At 67.5% G+C, this 20,877-nt stretch carries 21 protein-coding genes; 14 read left to right on the forward strand and 7 right to left on the reverse strand.

Going from position 1 to position 20,877, the window contains the following annotated elements; genetic code table 11:
- The first annotated feature begins 176 nt into the window (after positions 1-176).
- From AC1DQR_RS23530 to AC1DQR_RS23570, 9 genes are all read left to right on the forward strand, one after another.
- Positions 177-1,172 carry a tripartite tricarboxylate transporter substrate binding protein gene (locus AC1DQR_RS23530; protein ID WP_477133900.1) on the forward strand — a complete coding sequence of 332 codons (996 nt, stop codon included), beginning with the start codon at positions 177-179 and terminating at the stop codon, positions 1,170-1,172.
- Positions 1,172-1,960, forward strand: a complete 789-nt coding sequence (locus AC1DQR_RS23535; protein ID WP_416048741.1) for an ABC transporter ATP-binding protein — start codon at positions 1,172-1,174, stop codon at positions 1,958-1,960. Before AC1DQR_RS23530 ends, AC1DQR_RS23535 begins: the two co-directional genes overlap by 1 nt.
- The gene (locus tag AC1DQR_RS23540) at positions 1,957-2,967 is read left to right on the forward strand and encodes a PQQ-dependent catabolism-associated beta-propeller protein (protein WP_416048740.1); all 1,011 of its coding nucleotides are present in this window, start codon (positions 1,957-1,959) and stop codon (positions 2,965-2,967) included. The genes AC1DQR_RS23535 and AC1DQR_RS23540 overlap by 4 nt, the downstream gene beginning before the upstream one ends.
- On the forward strand, positions 2,960-4,141 hold the full coding sequence (locus tag AC1DQR_RS23545) for an ABC transporter substrate-binding protein (RefSeq protein WP_416048739.1): 1,182 nt from the start codon (positions 2,960-2,962) through the stop codon (positions 4,139-4,141). The genes AC1DQR_RS23540 and AC1DQR_RS23545 overlap by 8 nt, the downstream gene beginning before the upstream one ends.
- Positions 4,142-4,159: 18 nt before the next feature.
- Positions 4,160-4,984, forward strand: a complete 825-nt coding sequence (locus tag AC1DQR_RS23550; RefSeq protein ID WP_416048738.1) for an ABC transporter permease — start codon at positions 4,160-4,162, stop codon at positions 4,982-4,984.
- Positions 4,981-5,745, forward strand: a complete 765-nt coding sequence (locus AC1DQR_RS23555) for a quinoprotein dehydrogenase-associated SoxYZ-like carrier (RefSeq protein WP_477133886.1) — start codon at positions 4,981-4,983, stop codon at positions 5,743-5,745. The genes AC1DQR_RS23550 and AC1DQR_RS23555 overlap by 4 nt, the downstream gene beginning before the upstream one ends.
- Positions 5,742-6,674, forward strand: a complete 933-nt coding sequence (locus AC1DQR_RS23560; protein ID WP_416048736.1) for a quinoprotein relay system zinc metallohydrolase 1 — start codon at positions 5,742-5,744, stop codon at positions 6,672-6,674. Before AC1DQR_RS23555 ends, AC1DQR_RS23560 begins: the two co-directional genes overlap by 4 nt.
- A 192-nt stretch (positions 6,675-6,866) precedes the next feature.
- Positions 6,867-8,609, forward strand: a complete 1,743-nt coding sequence (locus AC1DQR_RS23565) for a PQQ-dependent methanol/ethanol family dehydrogenase (RefSeq protein WP_416048735.1) — start codon at positions 6,867-6,869, stop codon at positions 8,607-8,609.
- 164 nt (positions 8,610-8,773) lie between these two features.
- A complete protein-coding gene (locus AC1DQR_RS23570) occupies positions 8,774-9,067 on the forward strand; it encodes a c-type cytochrome (RefSeq protein WP_416050497.1) in 294 nt (97 codons plus the stop codon).
- A 153-nt stretch (positions 9,068-9,220) separates the two neighbouring features.
- Here the strand turns inward: AC1DQR_RS23570 and pqqE are convergent, their stop codons facing one another.
- From pqqE to pqqA, 5 genes are all read right to left on the reverse strand, one after another.
- Positions 9,221-10,417: a pyrroloquinoline quinone biosynthesis protein PqqE gene (pqqE, locus tag AC1DQR_RS23575; RefSeq protein WP_477133887.1), complete on the reverse strand. Its 1,197-nt coding sequence runs from the start codon at positions 10,415-10,417 to the stop codon at positions 9,221-9,223.
- Positions 10,389-10,661: a pyrroloquinoline quinone biosynthesis peptide chaperone PqqD gene (gene pqqD, locus AC1DQR_RS23580; RefSeq protein ID WP_035862268.1), complete on the reverse strand. Its 273-nt coding sequence runs from the start codon at positions 10,659-10,661 to the stop codon at positions 10,389-10,391. Before pqqD ends, pqqE begins: the two co-directional genes overlap by 29 nt.
- The gene (gene pqqC, locus AC1DQR_RS23585; protein WP_416048733.1) at positions 10,658-11,350 is read right to left on the reverse strand and encodes a pyrroloquinoline-quinone synthase PqqC; all 693 of its coding nucleotides are present in this window, start codon (positions 11,348-11,350) and stop codon (positions 10,658-10,660) included. Before pqqC ends, pqqD begins: the two co-directional genes overlap by 4 nt.
- Positions 11,347-12,264: a pyrroloquinoline quinone biosynthesis protein PqqB gene (gene pqqB / locus AC1DQR_RS23590; protein ID WP_416048732.1), complete on the reverse strand. Its 918-nt coding sequence runs from the start codon at positions 12,262-12,264 to the stop codon at positions 11,347-11,349. Before pqqB ends, pqqC begins: the two co-directional genes overlap by 4 nt.
- A gap of 112 nt (positions 12,265-12,376) precedes the next feature.
- Positions 12,377-12,451 (reverse strand): pyrroloquinoline quinone precursor peptide PqqA, encoded by a 75-nt coding sequence (gene pqqA / locus AC1DQR_RS23595; RefSeq protein WP_006161450.1) that lies wholly within the window; start codon positions 12,449-12,451, stop codon positions 12,377-12,379.
- Positions 12,452-12,537: 86 nt separating this feature from the next.
- Here pqqA and AC1DQR_RS23600 point away from each other — a divergent pair, with 86 nt between their 5' ends.
- Positions 12,538-13,467 carry an alpha/beta fold hydrolase gene (locus tag AC1DQR_RS23600; protein WP_416048731.1) on the forward strand — a complete coding sequence of 310 codons (930 nt, stop codon included), beginning with the start codon at positions 12,538-12,540 and terminating at the stop codon, positions 13,465-13,467.
- Positions 13,467-14,426, forward strand: a complete 960-nt coding sequence (locus AC1DQR_RS23605; RefSeq protein ID WP_477133888.1) for an MBL fold metallo-hydrolase — start codon at positions 13,467-13,469, stop codon at positions 14,424-14,426. Before AC1DQR_RS23600 ends, AC1DQR_RS23605 begins: the two co-directional genes overlap by 1 nt.
- 28 nt (positions 14,427-14,454) lie before the next feature.
- Here AC1DQR_RS23605 and AC1DQR_RS23610 read toward each other — a convergent pair whose 3' ends face one another.
- A complete protein-coding gene (locus AC1DQR_RS23610) occupies positions 14,455-16,494 on the reverse strand; it encodes a sigma-54-dependent Fis family transcriptional regulator (RefSeq protein ID WP_416048729.1) in 2,040 nt (679 codons plus the stop codon).
- Positions 16,495-16,755: 261 nt separating this feature from the next.
- Between AC1DQR_RS23610 and pedF the strand changes: the two genes are divergently transcribed.
- Positions 16,756-17,235 carry a cytochrome c-550 PedF gene (pedF, locus tag AC1DQR_RS23615; RefSeq protein WP_416048728.1) on the forward strand — a complete coding sequence of 160 codons (480 nt, stop codon included), beginning with the start codon at positions 16,756-16,758 and terminating at the stop codon, positions 17,233-17,235.
- 86 nt (positions 17,236-17,321) lie between these two features.
- Positions 17,322-18,215 (forward strand): substrate-binding periplasmic protein, encoded by an 894-nt coding sequence (locus AC1DQR_RS23620; protein ID WP_477133889.1) that lies wholly within the window; start codon positions 17,322-17,324, stop codon positions 18,213-18,215.
- A 150-nt stretch (positions 18,216-18,365) separates the two neighbouring features.
- On the opposite strand, the gene AC1DQR_RS23625 is transcribed toward AC1DQR_RS23620, so the two are convergent.
- Positions 18,366-18,572, reverse strand: a complete 207-nt coding sequence (locus AC1DQR_RS23625; RefSeq protein WP_416048726.1) for a DUF6494 family protein — start codon at positions 18,570-18,572, stop codon at positions 18,366-18,368.
- A gap of 380 nt (positions 18,573-18,952) precedes the next feature.
- On the opposite strand from AC1DQR_RS23625, the gene AC1DQR_RS23630 reads away from it, so the two are divergent.
- Complete coding sequence (locus tag AC1DQR_RS23630; protein WP_416048725.1) at positions 18,953-20,863, forward strand: sigma-54-dependent Fis family transcriptional regulator; 1,911 nt, start codon at positions 18,953-18,955, stop codon at positions 20,861-20,863.
- The last annotated feature ends 14 nt before the right edge of the window (positions 20,864-20,877 follow it).

Here is a 20,877-nt window from a genome sequence, read left to right on the forward strand (position 1 = left end):
TGGCGGTACAACGCTCGCCAGCGCACTGCACAACGCGCGTCCCTGCTTGATTGGCAGGCGCCCTCCAGGACGATGCGGGAGAAGGCCTGGCGGCGCACAGCAGCGCATGCTGCACCGCAGATGGTATCGGCCTTGCTCCTCTAACCGGCATGAACACTTCCACCGCCTGCCACGCCATGCTTCGTCGCCTTGCTTTCGCGCTGCTGCTCTGCCTTGGGCTGTCCCATGGGCTGGCCAATGCGCTGGCTGCGCCGGCGGAGGACGCGCAGCGCTTTCCGGTTCGCCCGATCACGTTGATCGTGCCATGGCCGGCGGGCGGTGCCACCGATATCTCGATGCGTGTGCTGGCGGAGCTGGCCGGGCGCGAGCTCGGCCAGCCCATCGTGGTGGAGAACAAGCCAGGCGCTGGCGGCACGCTGGTGGGCGGCGCGCTTGCCGCCGCGCGGCCGGATGGCTACACCATCGGCCAGTTGCCGCTGACGGTCTATCGTTTCCCGCATCAGCAGAAAACCGCGTGGCAGCCGCTGCGCGACATCCAGCCGGTGCTGATGATCTCCGGCTACACCTTCGGCATCGTGGTGCCCGCGGACAGCCCCTTGCACACGCTGGATGACCTGATTGCCTGGGGCCGCGCCCATCCCGGGGCGCTGACGGTGGGTTCCACCGGCATCGGCACCACCGCGCACCTCGCCATGGAGGATGTGCTGGGGCGCAGCGGCGTGCGCTACGTGCACGTGCCTTACCGCGGCACCGCGGACCAGATGCTGGCGGTGGCCAATGGCTCGCTGATGGCGGGCGTGAATTCGACCGGCTTCGCGCCCTTCGTGGACAGCGCTCGGATGCGCCTGCTGGCTGTGTTCAGCGCACAGCGCTCGGCGCGCTGGCCCGAGGTGCCGACCGTCAGCGAGCTGGGTTTCGACCACGCGATCCACAACTCGCCCTATGGCATCGGCGTGCCGCGCGGCACCGACCCGCTGATCGTCAGCCGCCTGCACGACGCGTTCCGCATCGCCATGCAACAGCCCCGCCACGTGGCCGAGCTGGCCAAATACGACCAGGAACTGACCTACCTGAACACCGCCCGGTACGAAGCCTACCTGCAGCGCGCCTGGGACGTGGAGCGGCGCTTCGCCGAGCGGGTGGGCACGGCGCTGCCGAAGGAGCACCTGTGATGGCCCCGGAATCCCAACTGGCGCTGCGCTGTGAGGCCGTGCGCAAGCGCTTTGGCAACCAGCATGCGCTGGACGGCGTTTCGCTCGACGTGCGGCGCGGCGAATTCGTTGCGCTGCTGGGCCCCAACGGCGCAGGCAAGACCACGCTGTTCCAGATCCTCAGCGGCTTGTTCGTGGCCGACGCGGGGCGGGTCACGGTCATGGGCATGGATATGCGGCGCCACCCGGTGCGCGCGCTGGCCCGGCTCGGCATCGTGTTCCAGCAGCCCGCCATCGACCTGGACTTGTCGGTCTTGTCCAACCTGCATTTCCATGCCGGCCTGCACGGGCTGCCGCGCCGCGTTGCCGCCGGGCGGATTGCCCGGCTGCTGGAGGATTTCGGCCTGGCCGAGCGGGCCGGAGCGGCCGTGCGCGAGCTCTCGGGCGGCAACCGGCGCAAGGTGGAGCTGGCGCGCGCGCTGTTGCACGAGCCTGCCGTGCTGCTGATGGACGAGCCCACTGTGGGGCTCGATCCGGCCTCGCGCGCGCAGCTCGTTGCCGATGCGCGCCGGCTTGCCGCGCAGGCGCAGGCCGGCGTGCTGTGGGCCACGCACCTGGTGCAGGAGGTGGAGCAGGCGGATCGCGTGATCGTGCTGCATCGCGGCGCGGTGCGCTTCGATGGCACCCCGGCCGCGCTGCGCGGCGCAGCCGAGCGTGACAGCCTGGAGCAGGCCTTCCTGGCCCTGACTACCTTCCCCGCGTCGCCGATCCGTGCCACCGCGCGAGCCACCGAGCGCGTCCCCGCATGAACAAGCCGCCCACCCTTGGCTTTATCGCCTGCGCCACCGTGGCCGCCATGCTGCTGCTGGTTGCCGCCGGCGTGGCCGGTGCCGCCGAAAGCCGCAATGCCACCGGGCAGGTCTTCGTCTCCAGCGAAAAGGACGATGCCGTGGCCGCCTATAGCGCCGCCAGCAGGCAACTGATCGCCGTCTGGCGGCAATGCAAGCGCCCGCGCCACCTGCAGCTGTCGCCGGACCGGCGGCGCCTTTACGTGGCCTGCAGCGACGATAACCGGGTGGACGTGGTCGACGTGGCGAGCCGCAAGACCGTGGCCTCGCTGCCGGTCGGCGACGACCCGGAACTGTTCGACCTCAGTCCCGACGGCCGCACGCTCTACGTCTCCAACGAGGAGGACGGACTGCTGTCGGCCTACGACATCGCGTCCGGCAAGAAGGTGTTTGCCATCAAGGTGGGCGAAGAGCCCGAGGGCGTGAAGGCCAGCCCGGACGGCAAGCGGGTGTACGTCACCTCGGAAGTGGCCAATCTGGTCCATGTGATCGACGTGGCTTCGCGCAAGCTGGTCAAGAATATCCAGGTCGGCAACCGCCCGCGCCGCCTGCTGCTCGCCATGGACGGCAAGGAGCTGTGGGTGACCAATGAACTGGCCGCCAGCGTGAGCGTGATCCGCACCGATACGCTGGAAGTGGTGCAGACCATCGCCTTCACGCCAAAGGGCTTCCGTGCGGAGGACGTGACCCCGGTCGGGCTGGTCGCCAGCAGCGATGGCAAGCGCGCCTATGTCGGGCTGGGCCGCGCCAATCACGTGGCCGTGGTCGATGTGGCTTCGCGCCGGGTGCTGGACTACGTGCTGGTGGGCCGCCGCGCCTGGGGCCTGGCGCTGACACGCGATAACGCCTTGCTCTACGTGGCCAACGGGCTGTCGGATGACGTCAGCGTGGTCGACACCGCAAGCCGCAAGGCCGTGACCACGCTCAAGGCGGGCAGGGTGCCGCATTCGGTGGCGATCGATGACTAGTCCGGCGACCGGGCTGCGCTGGCTGGCCGGGTTCGCGTGGCTGGCGGCCACCGCGCACGCGGCTGACGTGCGGGTGGCCGTGGTTTCCATGGCCGGGGATGCGCGCTATGCGCCCAGGCGGATGGAGCAACGTTATCCCGGCCAGCCGCAAGGCCGTCCCGTGGACGGCGCACGCGTGGCAGCGGCGGAATCGCGCTTTGCGCTGGAAGCCGCCGGGCAGGTCCTGCGGCTCGATGCGCAGGAAGCCAGCAGCGAAGCCGAGGTGGGCCCCATGGTGGCCGCGCTGGTGCGCCAGGGCACGCGCTTTATCCTGCTCGACCTGCCGGCTCCGGCGGTCAGGCTGGCGGCGCGCGCGGTCAAGCCCGGCGAAGCGCTGCTGTTCAACGTTTCCGCCGCCGACGATGAATTGCGCGGCGCCGGCTGCGCTGCGCACCTGCTCCACACGCTGCCCAGCCAGCGCATGCAGGCGGATGCGCTGATGCAATACCTGGCGCTGCGCAAATGGCGCCGTGCACTGTTGCTGAGCGGGCCGTCGCCGGAAGATGCGGCGCAGCGCGCCGTGCTCACGCAGGCCGCCCGCCGCTTCGGCATTGCGTGGTCGGCGCAGCGCGCGTTCAAGCTGTCGAACGATCCGCGCGAGCGCGAGCTGGGCAATCTCGGCCTGCTGACCACCGGCGTGGACTACGACGTGGTGGTGGTGGCCGATGCCGACGGCGAGTTCGCGCGCGGCGTGCCCTATGCCACCCAGTTGCCGCGCCCGGTGGTGGGTGCCAGCGGGCTGAGCGCCCAGGCCTGGCACTGGGCCTGGGAGCGCAATGGCGGGCCGCAGCTGAACCGGCGTTTTATCAAGGCAGCGGGCCGCCCCATGACCGGCTACGACTGGGCCGCGTGGGTAGCGGTGAAGGCGATTGCAGAAAGCGTGGCGCGGCAGCCCAAGGGCGGATTTGCCGGGCAGGCCGAGGCCCTGGTCACCGAAGCGGTCGTGGTGGATGGCTTCAAGGGGCCGCCGCTGTCCTTCCGGCGCTGGGACCGCCAGCTGCGCCAGCCGGTCCTGCTGGCGCATCCCGACGGCGTGGTCGGCGTGGCCCCGGTGGAGGGCGTGCTGCATCCGAAGAACAATCTCGACACGCTGGGCGCCGACGCCGCCGACACCGCGTGCCGGCCAGGCAACTAAGGAGGCGACGCCCGAGCCATGACTACCACCCTGATCCACGCCTGGCGCGCCTTGCGCGCGGTGGCCGGGCGCGAACTGCACAAGTTCTTCCGGCAGCCCGGGCGGTTGTTCTCGTCGCTGGTGCGGCCGCTGCTGTGGCTGCTGGTTTTCGCGGCCGGCTTCCAGAACGCGCTCGGCGTTGCCATCGTGCCGCCCTATGACACCTACGTCGAATACAAGGTTTTTGTCACGCCCGGCCTGCTCGGCATGATCGCGCTGTTCAACGGCATGCAGTCCTCGCTGGCGATGGTGTACGACCGCGAGATGGGCGTGATGCGCTTGCTGCTGACCGCGCCCCTGCCCAGGGCCTGGCTGCTCGCCTGCAAGCTGGCCTCCGGCACCTTGCTTTCCTTGCTGCAGATGATCGCCTTCCTGCTTGTCGCCATGGCCTTCGACGTGACGTTCTCGCCGGCATGCCTGCCCGGCGCGCTGGCCGTGATGGTACTGGCCGCGCTGATGCTGGGGGCGTTGGGCTTGCTGCTGTCGGTGCATGTGCGGCAGCTGGAGAACTTCGCCGGCACCATGAATTTCGTGATCTTCCCGATGTTCTTCATCAGCTCGGCGCTGTATCCGCTCTGGAAGCTGGAGGAGTCCGGCGCCACCGTGGTCTACCAGCTCGCGCGCTTCAACCCCTTCACCCATGCCGTGGAAGCGATCCGCTTCGCCCTGTACGGGCAGGCCGCGCCAGTCAGCCTCGCGGTGGTGGCCGGTTGCACGGCGGTGTTTTTCGCCTTGGCGCTGCTCGGCTACGACCCGCAGCGCGGAATGGCGCGCCGCGTGCGCCAGGCCGGAGGGGCGGCATGAGGCACGCCGTGCCGCTGGCAGCTTGCCTGGCGTTGGCCGCAGCGGGCGCGTGGGCATTGGAGAGCCGGGATCCGTTGCAGTCGCCGCAATGGCCGCTGGTGCGCAAGGAGGCGCTGCAGCAGGCGCCGTTCGTGTTCGACAGCCGCGTCAAGGTCACCGGGCCGGCCTTTGCCGAAGATCCGATGCGGGTGCCGATCGCCTTCGATGCATCGGCGCTCGGCGAGGTGGATCGCATCGTGGTGGTGGTGGACCGCAACCCGATCCGCAAGGTGCTGGAGTTCGAGCCGCTCAAGGTGCGCCCCTCGCTGTCGTTCCGCTTCAAGCTGGAGCAGGCCTCGCCGGTGCGCGTGGCGGCCCGCACGCCGGACGGCGTGTGGCATGTGGGCGGGGTGATGGTGGATGCCAGCGGCGGCGGCTGCACGGTGCCGGGCGCGACCCGCCGCGATGGCTCATGGAGCACCACGCTGAACCGGGTCGAATCGCGCGTGTTTCCCGGCCTCGGCGGCGCCGGTGGCCGGGTGCGCCTGCGCGTGATGCACCCGATGGACACCGGGCTGGTGGCCGGTATCCCCGCCTTCCATGTGGAGTCGCTAAACCTGCTCGACGCCACGCGGGAAGCGATGCTGCGGCTGACGCTATACGAACCGGTCGCTGAAAACCCGATCTTCTCCTTCGACCTGCGCGGGGCCAGCGAGCGCGGCATGACGGCGACCGGGCGCGATAACAACGGCAACCGGTTCGCGGCGCAGGTGACGCCATGAAGCGCGTGCTCGGCATCCTGCTATGGCTGGCAGCGCAGGCGGCGCTGGCGCAGGCAGGGGACTATCACCTGGCGCCACGCCAGGTCGCCGCCGACGTGTGGCTGCTGGAAGGGGCGAATGCGGATTTCGCGCCGGACAACGGCTGCAACATCATCAACACGGCCTTTATCGACACGGGTGATGGCGTGGTGGTGATCAATACCGGGCCGTCGCGCCAATATGGCGAGCAGCAGCGCCGTGCCATTGCTTCGGTCACGGCGGCGCCGGTACGGCTGGTGCTCAACCTCAACCAGCATCCGGACTACTTCTTCGGCAACCAGGCCTATGCCGACGTGGGCGGCAGCGCGCTGGCCGGCACCATCGACGGCGCCCGGCGCGAAGGGCCTGCTTATGCCGACAACCTCTATCGCCTGTGCGGCAACTGGATGCGCGACACCGAACCGGCACCGCCGCTTCACGTGCTGACCCCGGGCCGGCGCACGATCGGCAGGCACACCTTCGATCTGATCCGGATGGACGGCCACACCGCCGACGACCTCGTGATCGTGGACCGCAGCGCCGGCATTGTGTTCGCGGGCGGCGTGGCGTTTCGCGAGCGCGTGCCGACCACACCCCACGCGGATCTCAAGCGCTGGCTGGCCAGCCTGGACCAATTGCAGGCGCTGCTGCGCGACAGCGGCGCGCGGTTGCTGATCCCCAGCCACGGACCGGCGCTCGGCAGCGCGGATGCCGTCGCGCAGACACGCGGCTACCTGCAGTGGCTGGACGCCCGCATGACCCAGGCGGCAGCCCAGGGGCGCGACCTGGCCGAGGTGATCGCCATGCCGGTGCCGCACGCATATGCACGCTGGGGCGCCATGCCGGCGGAGTACGTACGCAATGTGACGCACCTCTACCCGGCGTATGAGGACGCCGCGTTGGGACGCTGAGTCAGGGCAGGTGTGCTGTTCAATTCCGCAACAACGGCAGCGGAGTGTTCCGCGCTGGTACGCCATCCAGGCATTGGCAGGCTGCCGCGGGCCCGGATGCGGGTGTTTTCCATTGGCATGGGAATTGCCAAGAGTCTGTCTGGTGTGCGTGGCACACCGGCGAAGATCGACAACAAGAGAGAGGAGCAGACAATGAGGACGTTACGCGTGATGATGGTGCTCGCGGCGACTACCGCGAGCCTGGTGGCGCAGGCCGCGGTGACCGATGCCATGATCGAGAACGACGCGAAGTCGCCGGGCGACGTGCTGTCGTGGGGGATGGGCCCGCAAGGCCAGCGCTTTTCCACGCTGAACCGCATCAACACCAAGAACATCAGCCAGCTGGTGCCGGCGTGGTCGTTCTCCTTCGGCGGCGAGAAGCAGCGCGGGCAGGAAGCGCAGCCGTTGATCCACGACGGCAAGATGTTCGTGACCGCCTCCTATTCCCGCATCTACGCGCTCGACCTGAAGACAGGCGCCAAGCTGTGGAAATATGAGCACCGCCTGCCCGAGGGCATCATGCCCTGCTGCGACGTGGTCAACCGTGGCGCGGCCCTGTACGACAACCTGGTGATCTTCGGCACGCTCGATGCGCAACTGGTGGCGCTGGACCAGAAGACCGGCAAGGTGGTGTGGAAGGAGAAGATCGAAGACTATGCCGCCGGATACTCCTACACGGCGGCCCCCCTGATCGTCAAAGGCATGGTGCTGACCGGTGTCTCGGGCGGCGAGTTCGGCGTGGTGGGACGGGTCGAGGCACGCGACGCCAAGACCGGGCAGATGGTGTGGTCCAGGCCAGTGGTGGAAGGCCATATGGGCTACAAGTATGACAAGGACGGCAACAAGACCGAGAACGGTGTGACCGGCACCCAGAACGCCAGCTGGCCCGGCGAGACCTGGAAGACCGGCGGCGCGGCCACCTGGCTTGGCGGCACCTACGATCCGCAGACCGGCCTTGCCTACTTCGGCACCGGCAACCCGGGGCCGTGGAACAGCCACATGCGCAAGGGCGACAACCTGTATTCGGCCTCGACCGTTGCGCTCGACCCCGCCACCGGCAAGATTGTCTGGCACTACCAGAACACCCCGAACGATGGCTGGGACTTTGACGGCGTCAACGAGTTCGTGACCTTCGACCAGGACGGCAAGCGCCTGGGCGGCAAGGCCGACCGCAACGGCTTCTTCTACGTCAACGACGCCACCAGCGGCAAGCTGGTGAACGCCTTTCCCTTCGTCAAGAAGATCACCTGGGCCAGCAGCATCGACCTTAAGACCGGACGACCCAACATGATCGCGGAAAGCCGGCCGGGTGACCCGGCGGCGGGCAGCGATCCGAAGAAGGGCCAGTCCGTGTTCGCCGCGCCGGGCTTCCTCGGGGGCAAGAACCAGCAGCCAATGGCCTACAGCCCGCAGACCGGCCTGTTCTATGTGCCAGCCAATGAATGGGGCATGGATATCTGGAACGAACCCGTGGGCTACAAGAAGGGCGCCGCCTTCCTCGGCGCCGGCTTCACCATCCATCCGCTCAACGAGGACTACATCGGCTCGCTGCGCGCGATCAACCCCAAGACCGGCAAGATCGAGTGGGAAGTCAAGAACTACGCGCCGCTGTGGGGCGGGGTGATGACCACTGCCGGCGGGCTGGTGTTCTGGGGCACGCCGGAGGGCTACCTGAAGGCCGCGGATGCCAAGACCGGCAAGGAACTGTGGAAGTTCCAGACGGGCAGCGGCGTGGTGGCGCCTCCGGTTACCTGGGAGGAGGGCGGCGAGCAGTATGTGGCGGTGGTGTCGGGCTGGGGCGGCGCCGTGCCGCTGTGGGGCGGGGAAGTTGCCAAGCGCGTGAATTTCCTGGAGCAGGGCGGATCGGTGTGGGTGTTCAAGCTGCACAAGAGCTGAATGTTGCCGGACACCATGTAGCGTAGCTGCCCTGCGCGTGCCGGCATCGCACACCGGCGCCGGCACGCGCAAGGGCGGGTCGATGATCAGAGCATTGGGACGTAGATATGCAGAAGGCGAAAGGATTCCTGCCATTGAAGGCCACGGCCACGGCCACGGTCGCAATGGTGGCGATGGTGCTGTGTGCCACCCGGGTCGAAGCGGCGCCCGATATGCAGGCGCTGGCCGACAAGAGCGGCTGCTTTTCTTGTCACGGCATGAAGACCAAGGTAGTCGGGCCAGGCTTTGCCGAGGTGGCGGGCAAATACAAGGGCGACGGGGAAGCACCCGAGCGGCTCGCGAAAAAGATCCGTGAGGGCGGGAAAGGCGTTTGGGGACGGATTCCCATGCCGCCGCACGACAATCTCAGCGAGACGGATGCCAGGAAGCTGGCAGAGTGGGTTCTGAGTATCGGATGAGTATCGGGTGAGCCTTGGAATAGACCGGTGTCAGACCTGGCGGTCGGATAACAACCGGATACGGAGGAAGGATTCGCAAAGACGTTTCACATCGGCCCGCATGGCTGCCCAGGCACGGTGTGAAACGTCTTTGATTTTTCTGTTCTCGATTTTCTATTTACCTCTTTCACTACCAGCGCAGTCCGCTTCGCTGCTTAGCCTGAGTGAATTCCCATCGCTGCGGAAGACCATCCCGTGCTCCCGTGCGCGCGCCTGCGCCTCGGCCAGCCTGCCCTGTAGCACGATCTCCATGACCTTCCGATGATCTCCCGACCGATCGCACACCGGATCCGTGGCGGCGGCATCGCCGGTCAGCAGGAACGCCTGACAGCGGCACCCGCCATGGTCTTGCGCCTGCGAGTCGCAGGAGCGGCAAGGCTCCGGCAGCCAGTGCGTGCCGCGAAAACGCTGGAAGGCGTCGCTGTCGCGCCATATGTCACGCAGCGATTGCGTGGTGACGTTCGGCAGGTCGAGCCCGGGCAGCATGCGAGCCGCATGGCAGGGCAGCGCGACGCCGTCGGGCGCCACGCCAAGGAAGGTGGTGCCCCAACCGTTCATGCATTTCTTGGGCCGTTGCTCGAAGTAATCGGGCACCACGAACAGGATCTTGCACCGGTTGCCGATGCGTGCGCGGTATGCATTCACGACCGCTTCGGCTTCGCGCAGTTGCTCATGCGTGGGCATCAGCGCCTGCCGGTTCTCCCAGGCCCATCCGTAGTATTGGGTGTTGGCCAGTTCCAGGTATTCGGCGCCCATCTCCAGCGCCATCTCGATGATGGCGCCGACATGGGGCAGGTTATGCCGGTGCAGCACGCAGTTCATCACCATCGGATAACCGTGCGCCTTGATCAGGCGGGCCACGCGCTGCTTCAGGTTGAAGGTGCGGGTACTGGAGAGAAAATCGTTGAGTTCGCGCGTGGAGTCCTGGAACGATAGCTGGATATGATCGAGCCCGGCAACGCGCAAGGCGGCCAGCCGCGCATCCGTGAGGCCGATGCCGGAGGTGATGAGGTTGGTGTAGAAGCCCAGCCCGTGGGCATGTCCGACCAGTGTTTCCAGGTCTTTGCGCAGCAGGGGTTCGCCGCCCGACAGGCCCAGTTGCACGGCGCCCAGTGCGCGCGCTTGGGTGAAGACGTCGCGCCACTGGGCGGTGTCGAGCTCGGCATCATGCCGGGCATAGTCCACCGGGTTCGAGCAGAAGGCGCAATGGAGCGGGCAGCGGTAGGTCAGTTCCGCCAGCAGCCATAGCGGCGGCCCGGGCGGCGCTGTGGCTGCTGGCGGCTCAGACCAGCCAGCCGCGTTCGATGGCATGTTTGACAAAGGCGTGTACCTCCGGTGCGATGCCCTGCACGCCGAAGGCGGACTGCAGGTCGTCGATCAGCATGTCGAGGGTGTGGCTGCCGTCGCAGCGCTGCAGGATGGCAGCCGCGCTGTCGTTGAGCGTGACCATGCCCTCCGGATACAGCAGGATCCAGCTCTGCTGGGCGTCTTCCCACTGCAGGCGAAAGGTCCGGTGCAGCGTCGGCTTGGTCAGGTCGGCTTCGGTCGGGGTCATGGGTGGGCGAGTTGGATGGCGTCGAGCATCGACCACAGGATGTCGAGCTTGAATTGCAGGATGTCCAGCGCGCGCTGCTGCTGCTCCGGCGTGCGGAAGTAGCCAAGCGTCACGCGCAGGCCGTGATCGACGTCGCGCTGCGCAAGCGGAATGCGCGAGCGGAAATAATCCAGTCCTTGCGCTTCGATCCACGGATAGTGCCCGGGCCAGCCGGCCAGGCGCTCCTTGTGGATTTCCGGGGCGAACATCTCGGTCAGCGAGGAGCACACGGCCTCCTGCCAGGGCGCGCGCCGCGCGAAGTTCACATAGGCGTCGACGGCGAAGCGCACGCCGGGCAGCACGTGCCGGTGCGACCACAGCGCTTCCCGCGTGAGACCCACCGCCTGGCCCAGCCGCAGCCAGGCTTCGATGCCGCCTTCCTGGGTGTCTGTGCCGTCATGGTCCAGGATGCGCACGACCCACTCGCGGCGCGTGGCGCGGTCGGGGCAGTTGGAGAGCACGGCAGCGTCCTTGAGCGGGATGCTGGTCTGGTAGTAGAAGCGGTTGGCCACCCACGCGCGAATCTGCGCCGGCGTGCATTGCCCGGCCGCCATGTGCAGGTTGAACGGGTGGTGGATGTGATAGCCCGCCTCTTTCGCGCGCAGGCGCGCTTCGAACTCGGCGGGGCTCCAGGCCGTGGCTTGTGTCATAGCGTGATTTCCATGCCGTCGTAGGCCACCTCGATGCCGTGGTCCGCGAGCAGGCCGCGCTGCGGCGAGTCGTCCACCAGGATCGGGTTGGTGTTGTTGATGTGGATCAGGATCTTGCGTGCCGTGGGCAGGCGGTCGAGCGTCTCGATCATGCCGCCTGGGCCGGACAGCGCGAGATGCCCCATGTCCGCGGCGGTCTTGGCGGAGAAGCCGAGCTGCTGCATCTCATCGTCGCGCCAGCAGGTGCCGTCCACCAGCACCACGTCGGCGCGCTGCAGTTCGTCGAGCACGCGCGGCTCGATGCGGCCCAGCCCGGGGGCATAGAAGGCGCGCCGGCCGGTGGCGGCATCGACAATGCGCAGCCCGATATTGTCGCCACGCTGCGGCGCGTTGCGGTTGGGGGAATAGGGCGGCGCCTTGCTCTGCAGCGGCACCGCCGTCAGCATCACGCTATGGAGCGGTGGCACCGTGAAGGGCGCGTCGTCCAGGGCCAGCGTGTGCGTGTCCAGCCCGCAGTAGTGCGATAGCATGCGCGTCAGCGGGAACGCTGTGGCGAGATCCTGCAGTACCGCCGCGGTGGCGTAGACCGGCAGCGCTTGCCGATGCTCGCGCAACATCAAGAGGCCGGTCACGTGATCGATCTGCGCATCCATCAGCACCACCCCGGCAATGCCAGTGTCGCGCGGCTGGCGCGCCGGCTGCAGCGCTGGCGCCTGGCGCAGCTGCTCGAGGATGTCGGGGGAGGCGTTGACCAGCACCCAGTCCTGTCCAGCGTCGCTCAAGGCGATCGACGACTGCGTGCGCGGCGTGGCGCGCAGCGTGCCGTTGCGTACGCCATCGCAATGGCGGCAGTTGCAGTTCCACTGGGGAAAGCCACCGCCTGCGGCCGATCCCAGGACCCGGAGTATTGTCATGGCGCGTATCGATAGGGTTCGTGACAGAGTCGAAGAGCAAAAAGCCCGCCAGCGAGAAAAAAGGCCCGCGGGGAGCGGGCCTTGCCAGGTTGGCGCGTTCAGGCAAAGAGGCTCAGCGGTTGGCGATGTACATCGTGATCTCGAAACCCAGGCGTAGTTCTTTGTAGGCGGGGGTGGTCCAGTTCATGTCTCCTCCTCGGGGGTGGCATAGTTAGTGAATGCATCGTGTGGTCTTGCGGCGGACATCGCCGCGTTCTTTCCGAGGCAACATCCATGCCCGCAGCGCCAATGCCATCCCATTGTTTTTTTCTCCGTACGCAGGATGGCCACCGCATGCACGTGCGGCAGGCGGGGCCGGCCACAGGCGATCCTTGGCTGGTGCTTCACGGCGGGCCGGGCAGCGGCTGCAGCCCGTCGATGGTGGCGTGGTTCGATCCGTTGCGGCACCGCGTGGTGATGCCTGACCAGCGTGGCGCGGGCCGTTCGCGGCCCGCCGGGACGCTGCGCCGGAATACGGCGGGCGCGCTGCTGGCAGACCTGGAGCAGCTGCGCCAGGCGCTTGGCGTCCAGCGCTGGGGCGTGGTGGGCGGATCCTGGGGGGCAGCGCTGGCGCTGGCCTATGCCGCGCGCTATCCCGACGCGGTGGCGGCCCTGGTCCTGCGGGGCGCTTTCCTGACTGGCCGGGATGATATCCATCGGCTTTTTTCTCCGCGCGGCGGCGCGATGTTGCGGCGCGTCATGGCAAGGGGCGAGCGGTCGTCCGATGCCCGGGCCCGCTTGCTCACTGTGTCGCAAGTGTTGCAAAGTGGTACGACTGTTCAAAAACTGGACACTGCCGGACAGTGGCAGCGCGCCGAACGGCGGATGCTGGGTCTTGGCCGGACGCAGCCGGTGCGCCAGCCGTGGCGCGAGCGCATGGCGACGGTGGACAAATACCGGGTCCAGGCGCATTACCTGCGCCGCCGCGCCGGGCTGGGCAAGCCGGTGCTGCTGAAGGCAGCGGCGCAGATCGGCGCGCGGGACGTGCCGGTGACGTTGCTGCATGGCCGTGCCGATGCGGTCTGCCGGCCGGCCAATGCCCTGCGTTTGCAGGCGGTCATGCCCCAGGCGCGGCTGGTCTGGGTGCCTGGCGGACACGCGCCTGCCGGTGCCATGGCCGAGGCCCTGCGTGCCGCCATCCGCGCGGCGGACTGGCAGCGGTGATGGATCCCACCCGGCGCGGATTCATGGGCGCCCTGCTGGCGATGGCCCTCGGCGGCGCCGGACCGGCCGCCGCATTGGGCCGCGTGGTACTGGCGAGGTGGCAGCCTGGTGTGTATGTGGCCAGCGCAGCCAATGCCGAGGTGGCGCGGGCCAATGCCGGGGAGGTGGTGCCGACGCTGGTCCATGTGACCGGAGCCGGGGTGCTGGTGGTCGACCCGGGGCCGCATCTGGCCTGGGGAAACGGGCTGCTGGCGGCGATCCGGGCCGTGACGCCCGAGCCGGTGCGCTGGGTGGTCAATACCCATGCGCATCCCGAGAACGTGCTGGCCAACGCGGCGTTCGCACGCTTGTGGCCGCGCCCCGCGTTCCTGGCCTCTGCCGCCACCGCTGGCCTGATGCGGCAGCGCTGCGAGGCGTGCCTGGCCCGGCTGGCCGCGCAACTGGGGCCAGCCGCGATGCGCGGCACGCGGATCGTGTTGCCTGAACCCGGCCTGCGCCATGGCGATCGCCTGCAGACCGGCGCCACCGCTTGGGAGGTGCAGGTCCACGCGGGGGCGCATAGCGCTGCGGATACTGTGCTGTATGCGCCGCGGCGGCGGCTATTATGCGTGGGCAGCCTGGCCTACCGCGACCGCGTTCCGGAGTTGCAGGAGGCTTCCGTGCAAGGCTGGCGGCGCGCGCTGCGCGCCGTGTCTGCGCTACCCGCCGATATCGTGGTGGGCACCGCGCCGGGCACGCCGGCGCAAACGCTGGCGCCCACGCTGGCTTACCTGGACGCGTTGGCCGGCGGTGTTGCCGCCGCACTGGAAGCAGGGGGCGATGCGGCGCGCGTGCTCAGCCCGGCCGCCGCCGAACCGTACCGCCATTGGCGCTATTTCGCTTCGCGCCATCCCTTGAATGTGCAGCACGCCTGGCGCGAACTGGAAGACCTGTGGATGAACGGGGAGCCGCTGGCCTGAGCGCCAGCCGGCGCGCACGGCTGCCGTCTCAGCCATCTTGCTGCGGCAGCGCGTTGGCCTCGTCCAGCTTCCGGTAGACCGTATTGCGCGAGATGCCGAGCGCCTTGGCCGCCGCGGAAATATTGCCGTGGTGCGCCTTGACCGCGGCGACGATGGCCAGTGCCTCGACGTCGGCAAGGCGGGTGGGCTGGGCGCGGGGCGCTGCCCCCGCGGCGCGCTCGCTGTCTGGCGCGGCGTCTGCCGCCACCGTGGCGCCGTGCGCGGGGTGGGTGGCCTGGCGCGCCAGCCGGTCTTCCAGGAAATCGTCGGGCAGGTGCTCCTCGGTGATCTCCGGCTCGCCTTCGGCCATCAACCGCGCGGTGCGCAGCAGGTTGCCGAGCTGGCGGATATTGCCCGGCCAGTGATAGCTGCGGAACATTGCCATGACCGAATCCTTGATGCGCGGTCCCCCGCTTGCCTGGCCCTCGCGCAACAGCTTGTTGGCCACCACATCGAGGTCGCTGCGCTCGCGCAATGCCGGCAGCCGCACCACGAGGCCGTTCAGGCGGTAGTAAAGGTCTTCCCGGAACAAGCCATTGGCCACCTGTTCCCGCATATTGCGATTGGTGGCGCAGATCACGGACACGTCGACATGGATCACCTTGCTGCTGCCCAGCGGCGTGACCGCGCGCTCCTGCAGCGCCCGCAGCATGCGCGCCTGCAGGTGCAACGGCATATCGCCGATTTCATCGAGGAAGAGGGTGCCGCCGTTGGCCAGCAGCATCTTGCCGATGCCGCCCTTCTTGCGGGCGCCGGTAAAGGCGCCTTCCTCGTAGCCGAACAGCTCGGATTCGATCAGCGTCTCCGGTATCGAGGCGCAGTTGACCGCGATGAAGGGCCCCGCATGGCGCGGGCTGTCGGCGTGGATGGCGCGGGCCAGCAGTTCCTTGCCGGTGCCGGTTTCCCCCAGCACCATGACGGGAATATCCTTGCCGATCACCTTGCGCAGCTTGGTGATGACACCTTTGATCTGGGCGTCGCCGGTGTCCAGGTCGTCCAGCCCGGGCTGGGCCGGCTGCGTGGCCGCGCGGTGGGGCAGGGAGGTGGCTTCGGGCCTGCCTTGGGCCTGCGCGCTGCCACGGTCGATGGCCACCGCCGGAACCGAAGCGGCGGGCGCTTTCCACTCGATGCGTGCGCTGACCTTGACGCCGCTTGGCAGTGGCAGGTGCACGACGCCGCCCGGGGCCTTGCGTTCGGCATCGAACAACTGCGATAGCGACAGGCCGAACAGCGAGGAGAAGGTGTGCGCGTGCAAGGCGCCGACCGACATCCCAAGCTGGAACTGCGCGCTGCGGTTGGCCGACAGGAAGCGTCCGCCCGGCGTAAAGGAGGCGATGCCCTCGACCAGGGTGCCGATAAACTCCGCGCGCGAGTGGAACCGGACACACACCATGTCCTGGAAGGCATTGGCGAACAGCTGGTTCTCGATCATTTGCGCCGACATCCGCACCAGCGCCATGGTGTGCTTGTGGAACCCGCGCTGGTCACCCGTCACGTCGAGCGCGCCAACCGTCTTGCCGTAGGCATCGAGGATGGGCATGCACGAGCACGTGAGGAAGCGGTTGGCCTCCAGGAAATGCTCCGCACCGTGGACCAGCGTGGCCTTGTTCTCGGCCAGCGCGGTGCCGATGGCGTTGGTGCCCCGGCTTTCCTCGGACCACAGCGCGCCCGGCTGCAAGGCCACCTTGGTGGCCTTGGCCAGGAAATCGTCATCGCCCAGGGAGTGCAGGATCAGGCCGGCAGCGTCCGTCAGGATCACCATGCTCTGCGTGTTGACGATCTGGTCATAGAGTGTCTCCATGACCGGCAGCGCGTAGGTGAACAGCGACTGGCTGCGCTCTATCTGGGTTTTCAGCTCGTTTTGCAGCACCGGGCAGAAGTCCGGCGATTCATAGGGCCGCAAGCCATAGGATTCGGAACGCTGGTGGGCCTGGGCGATCAGGCCAGGCCGGTCGCCCTCCGCCGGGTTGCCCGTTACCGCCGGCGAGACGCCGGGCACATGCGGGCCAGCGGCCGCTTGGAATGTCATTTTTCTGTCTCCTGTGGAAGTCGCCCGCGATCTGTGCGCGGGTCGCTCCGAGTCCTGGCGTGATCGACAGGGCCCGGAAGTGTTGCGTCATGAAGCAAAACGCTTGCCAGGGTGTTGCATTCCAGGGCACTGGCATTGGCCGGCTGTGTCACATGCCAACCATTTGCCGGGGGCCAGCCCGGTTTATGGCCCACTTTGCGCTTGGTATGGCTTTTGCGGAAGTCACCTTCAAAACGCGTTCAACAACTGGAGGTGACACTGATGAAAACACCACGCCGCACTCTTGCCCTGATTGCCATCTGCACGCTCCTGGCCACAGCGCTACCCCAAGCCGCATCGGCTCATGGCGACGTCACGCCGCAAGCCGTGGACACCAAGACGCTACCGCAACTCGGCGAAGAATGGCGTCCGGATAATCCATACAGGGCCGGCGATGCGCAGCAGGAAGCACTGCGCATCGGCTCTTCGGCCTACAACCAGAACTGCGCGCGCTGCCATGGGCTGGAAGCGGTGTCCGGCGGCATCGCGCCGGATCTGCGCAAGCTCGATGGCGATTGCACGGCGCTGGCCAACGCGAAGAAGAAGCAGGAATGCATGGGCGAGGTCTCGCAATACTTCACCGCCACCGTGCGCAAGGGGCGTACGCGCGACGGCCGGGTCTACATGCCGCCGTTCGACGGCGTGCTGAGCCAGGAAGCCGTCTGGTCCATCAAGACTTACCTCGAATCGCGCCACGAGTAAGGGGAGGAGGGGGCTGCCCGCGCTTCCCCGGATTCCCGTACCCCCGGATTCACAACCACAAAGATCAAAAAAGCAGGAGACCTCCCATGCGCGCCAGCTCTTTCCGCGGCCTCGCTCCCTCAATGCCAGTCCCGGTTGGCCCCCGTCGCCTGGCCGGCGCATTGCTGGCGGTGGCCGCGCTCGCCTGCGCCCAGCCGTCGCTGGCCGATATGGCCAAGATCCGCCAGAACGGGACCTTGAAGGTGGCCGTCTACAAGAGCTTGCCGCCATTCTCCACGGCAGCGGGCAACCCGTTGCCGGGCATCGACGTGGCGCTGGCGAAGGCCCTGAGCAAGCAGATGGGGCTGGCGGTGTCGCTGCTGCCGTTCGATGCTGACGAGAACATGTCCGATGACCTGCGCAACATGGTCTGGCGTGGCCATTACCTGGGCTATGGCCCGGCGGATGTGATGCTGCATGTGCCGGTGGACCGTGCGTTCATGCGCGCGAACGACAAGGCGCTGATCTTTGCGCCCTATCACCGCGAGATGTTCGTGCTGGTACACGACCGCGAGCGCGTCTCCGAGGTCCGGCAGCTAGGGGACCTGGCCGGGCAGCCTACCGGCGCGGAAGCGGGCTCCGCCGGTGCCAATGCCCTGTTGTCCGGGGCGCAGGGCGCGCTGCGCGACAAGGTGAAGATCTATGCCGGGCCAGACGAAACGCTGCGCGCGCTGTTCTCCGGCGAGATTGCCGCGGCAATGGTCACGCGCTCGCAATACGAAAGCGCGCTCAAGGCGGCCGGCCAGTCCGCCGCGCGTTTCGCCGCCGTGGACGTTGCCTCGCCGCTGCTGCCGGCGCGCGGCTGGGCAATCGGCATGGCGGTCAAGGCGGACGAGAGCGAACTCGCCGAGTCACTGCAGAACGCGCTGGACGCGATCCGCCGCAGCGGCGAGCTGCAGCAGATCTTCGCGCAGTACGGGGTGTCGCTGCAAACGCCGTAAGGCTCTCCAGCCGTAGTATCGGCATTGAGCGCGATCTACGTGGTGGATCCGAGTTCGTTCACTCAACGGCCATCGACATCAACGCATGGGCTTCGCCCGTCGAGCGGGTTCATCCAACTGATGGCGGCGCCAGTGCATCGGCAAGCGACTTCACTCGAGCTGAATCTCGCCGTCGAACTGGACCTTGACCTGCAAGGCGGCCAGTTCCAGCGTGACCACGACCGGGAAGCGTTCGGTTCCGGTGATGGTGCCGGCGGCGATCGCCTTGGACACCGCCAGCTCGATTTCCCGCTGCGAGCTCACGCCGACGACTTTGAGGAACTTGCGGATGCTGAGGTTGAAGGTTTCTTCGTTCATTGCGCTCTCCTGGCTGCTGCCACAAGGAAAGACTAGGCGCTGGGCTGCATTTTTGCTGCCTGAAGTGGATCCGGCCTGCGTGGCCAACCAGGAGGCCACGTCAAAAATGGAGACTACCTGGCGCAACGGCGGGCGCAAAGCGCGTCTAGTGGTGCCGACCGTGCCTGTAGCGTTCCTGGCGGCATTGGCCGGCACTGTCTCAAATTGAGACGGTGTGCCGCGCGTTTCGTGGGCGGGGAGCCGGCCTTGTGCTTGCGCGCTAGGTGAAAACCATGTTCCGCACCGTCATGCGCTTGAAAACGGGGGGTGCCTCACTTACAGTTCCTCTCCAGCGCGCGCCCCCCGCCGCCATCAGAACAAGACCGTACGGAGACGACTGAATGAGGCATGCATCGATTGGCCCGGCAACAGACGTGCAGCTTGCGAGACGGAATTTTTTCGAAGGGAAGCGCATTCCTCCCGGGACCGTATCCGAGCTGATTGCCAGGAGCTGGCAACGCGCCTCTAACGCCGGCATGCGGCCCGAGGATCAGGCGCTGTTCAGCACTGCTGTCTCGCGCACGCAGCTGCAATGGATCGAGGATGAACATCGGGTGCTGATCGAGGCCTCCGGCGAGGACATGGAGATTCTGGCGCGCGCGTTTCCCGCCCAGCACTGGCTCGTGTTCTGCACCAACGCCGACGGCATGATCGTCAGCTCCAACGCAAGTGCCCGCGCCGGTATCGGCCCGGCTGCCGCGGCCGTGCTCCGGGGCGGCAAGCGTGTATGCGAGAGTTCGCTCGGCACCAACGCGCCGGCCTGCGTGCTGATCGAAGGCGGCGGGGCGGTGGAGATACGGCGCGGCGAGCATTATCTCAATGAGCTTGTCGACGTGGTATGCGCGGCGGCGCCGATCTACGACTGCCACGACCAGCTGATCGGCGTGATCGATATCACCGGTTTCGGCGTGGACCTGCCCAGCTACGCGCTCAGCCTCGTGCAGTCGGCCGCCATGTCGATCGAGAACCGGCTGTACGCCAGGTTGCATGGCTGCCGCATCCTGCATCTGCATCATGACCATCGCATGCTGCATACGCCGGCCGAGGGCATTGTCGCGATCTCGGGCGATGACGTGATTGTGGCCGCCAACCGTGCCGCGCGGCAGATGCTGAAACTGCGCGGTGCTGGCGGTGCCGGTACCGAGTTGCGCCATGTCTTCGCCAGCGGTCTGCATGGCACGGCGGCATCTCGCCATGGCTCGCTGAAGGCGCTTGGCGGCGAGCGTTTCTTTGTTTCGCTCGACCAGACCACGGCGCCGATGCGCGTGCGCCGGCAGCATGGCAGCGATGGCAGCGATGGTGCCAAGCCGGCCGACAACGGGTCATGCGTGATTGCCGATGCGGCGCTGTCCCGCTCCGTCGAGAAGGCCGTGACCGTGATCCGCGAGCAGGTGCCGGTGATCGTGCTGGGCGAGACCGGTACCGGCAAGAGCATGCTGGCGCGCGCCCTGCACGAGGCCAGCCGGCCGGGCGAAGCCTTCGTCTCGCTCAACTGCTCGGCGATTCCCGAAAGCCTGGCCGAAGCCGAGCTGTTCGGCTATGCCGACGGTGCATTTACCGGCAGCCGCAAGGGCGGCAGCGCGGGCAAGATAGAACAGGCCAATCATGGCACGCTCTTCCTGGATGAGATCGGCGATATGCCGCTGGCGCTGCAGACCCGGCTGCTGAGCGTGCTGCAGGAGCGCAGCCTGACCCGGATCGGCAGCAGCAAGCCGGTGCCGGTCGATATCTCCGTGATCTGCGCGACCCACCGCCATCTTCCCGACCTGGTGCGCCAGGGCACCTTCCGGGAGGACTTGTTTTACCGACTGAACGGCATGTCGGTGCGCATGCCTGCCCTGCGCGAGCGCACGGACATGCCCGAGCTGGTGGCGTCCGTGCTGCAGTCGCTCGCGCGCGGGCGGTCCAAGCGGCTCGACGCCGATGCCATGGCCCTGGTCATGTCGCACCACTGGCCCGGCAATGTACGCGAACTCCACCAGGTGCTGCGCGCAGCCATTGCGTTGTCCGGCGATAGCGAAATCGTGCGGTGCGAGCATTTCGACGACTGCTGGGTGGCGGCGGCGACCTGCACACCGGTGCTGGAAGCGCGGCCAGCCCTTGGCCACTCCACCGTCATGGCGGATGTGCAGAACGAGCTGATCCACAGGACCCTGGCTCAGCTCAGTGGCAATCGCTCGCAAGCTGCGCGCGCGCTGGGCATCTCGCGCGCCACCCTGTATCGCAAGCTGGCGCGCCACAACCCCGGCTGATCGCAGGTGGACTG

The sequence above is a fragment of the Cupriavidus sp. 05L411 genome (assembly GCF_056398045.1).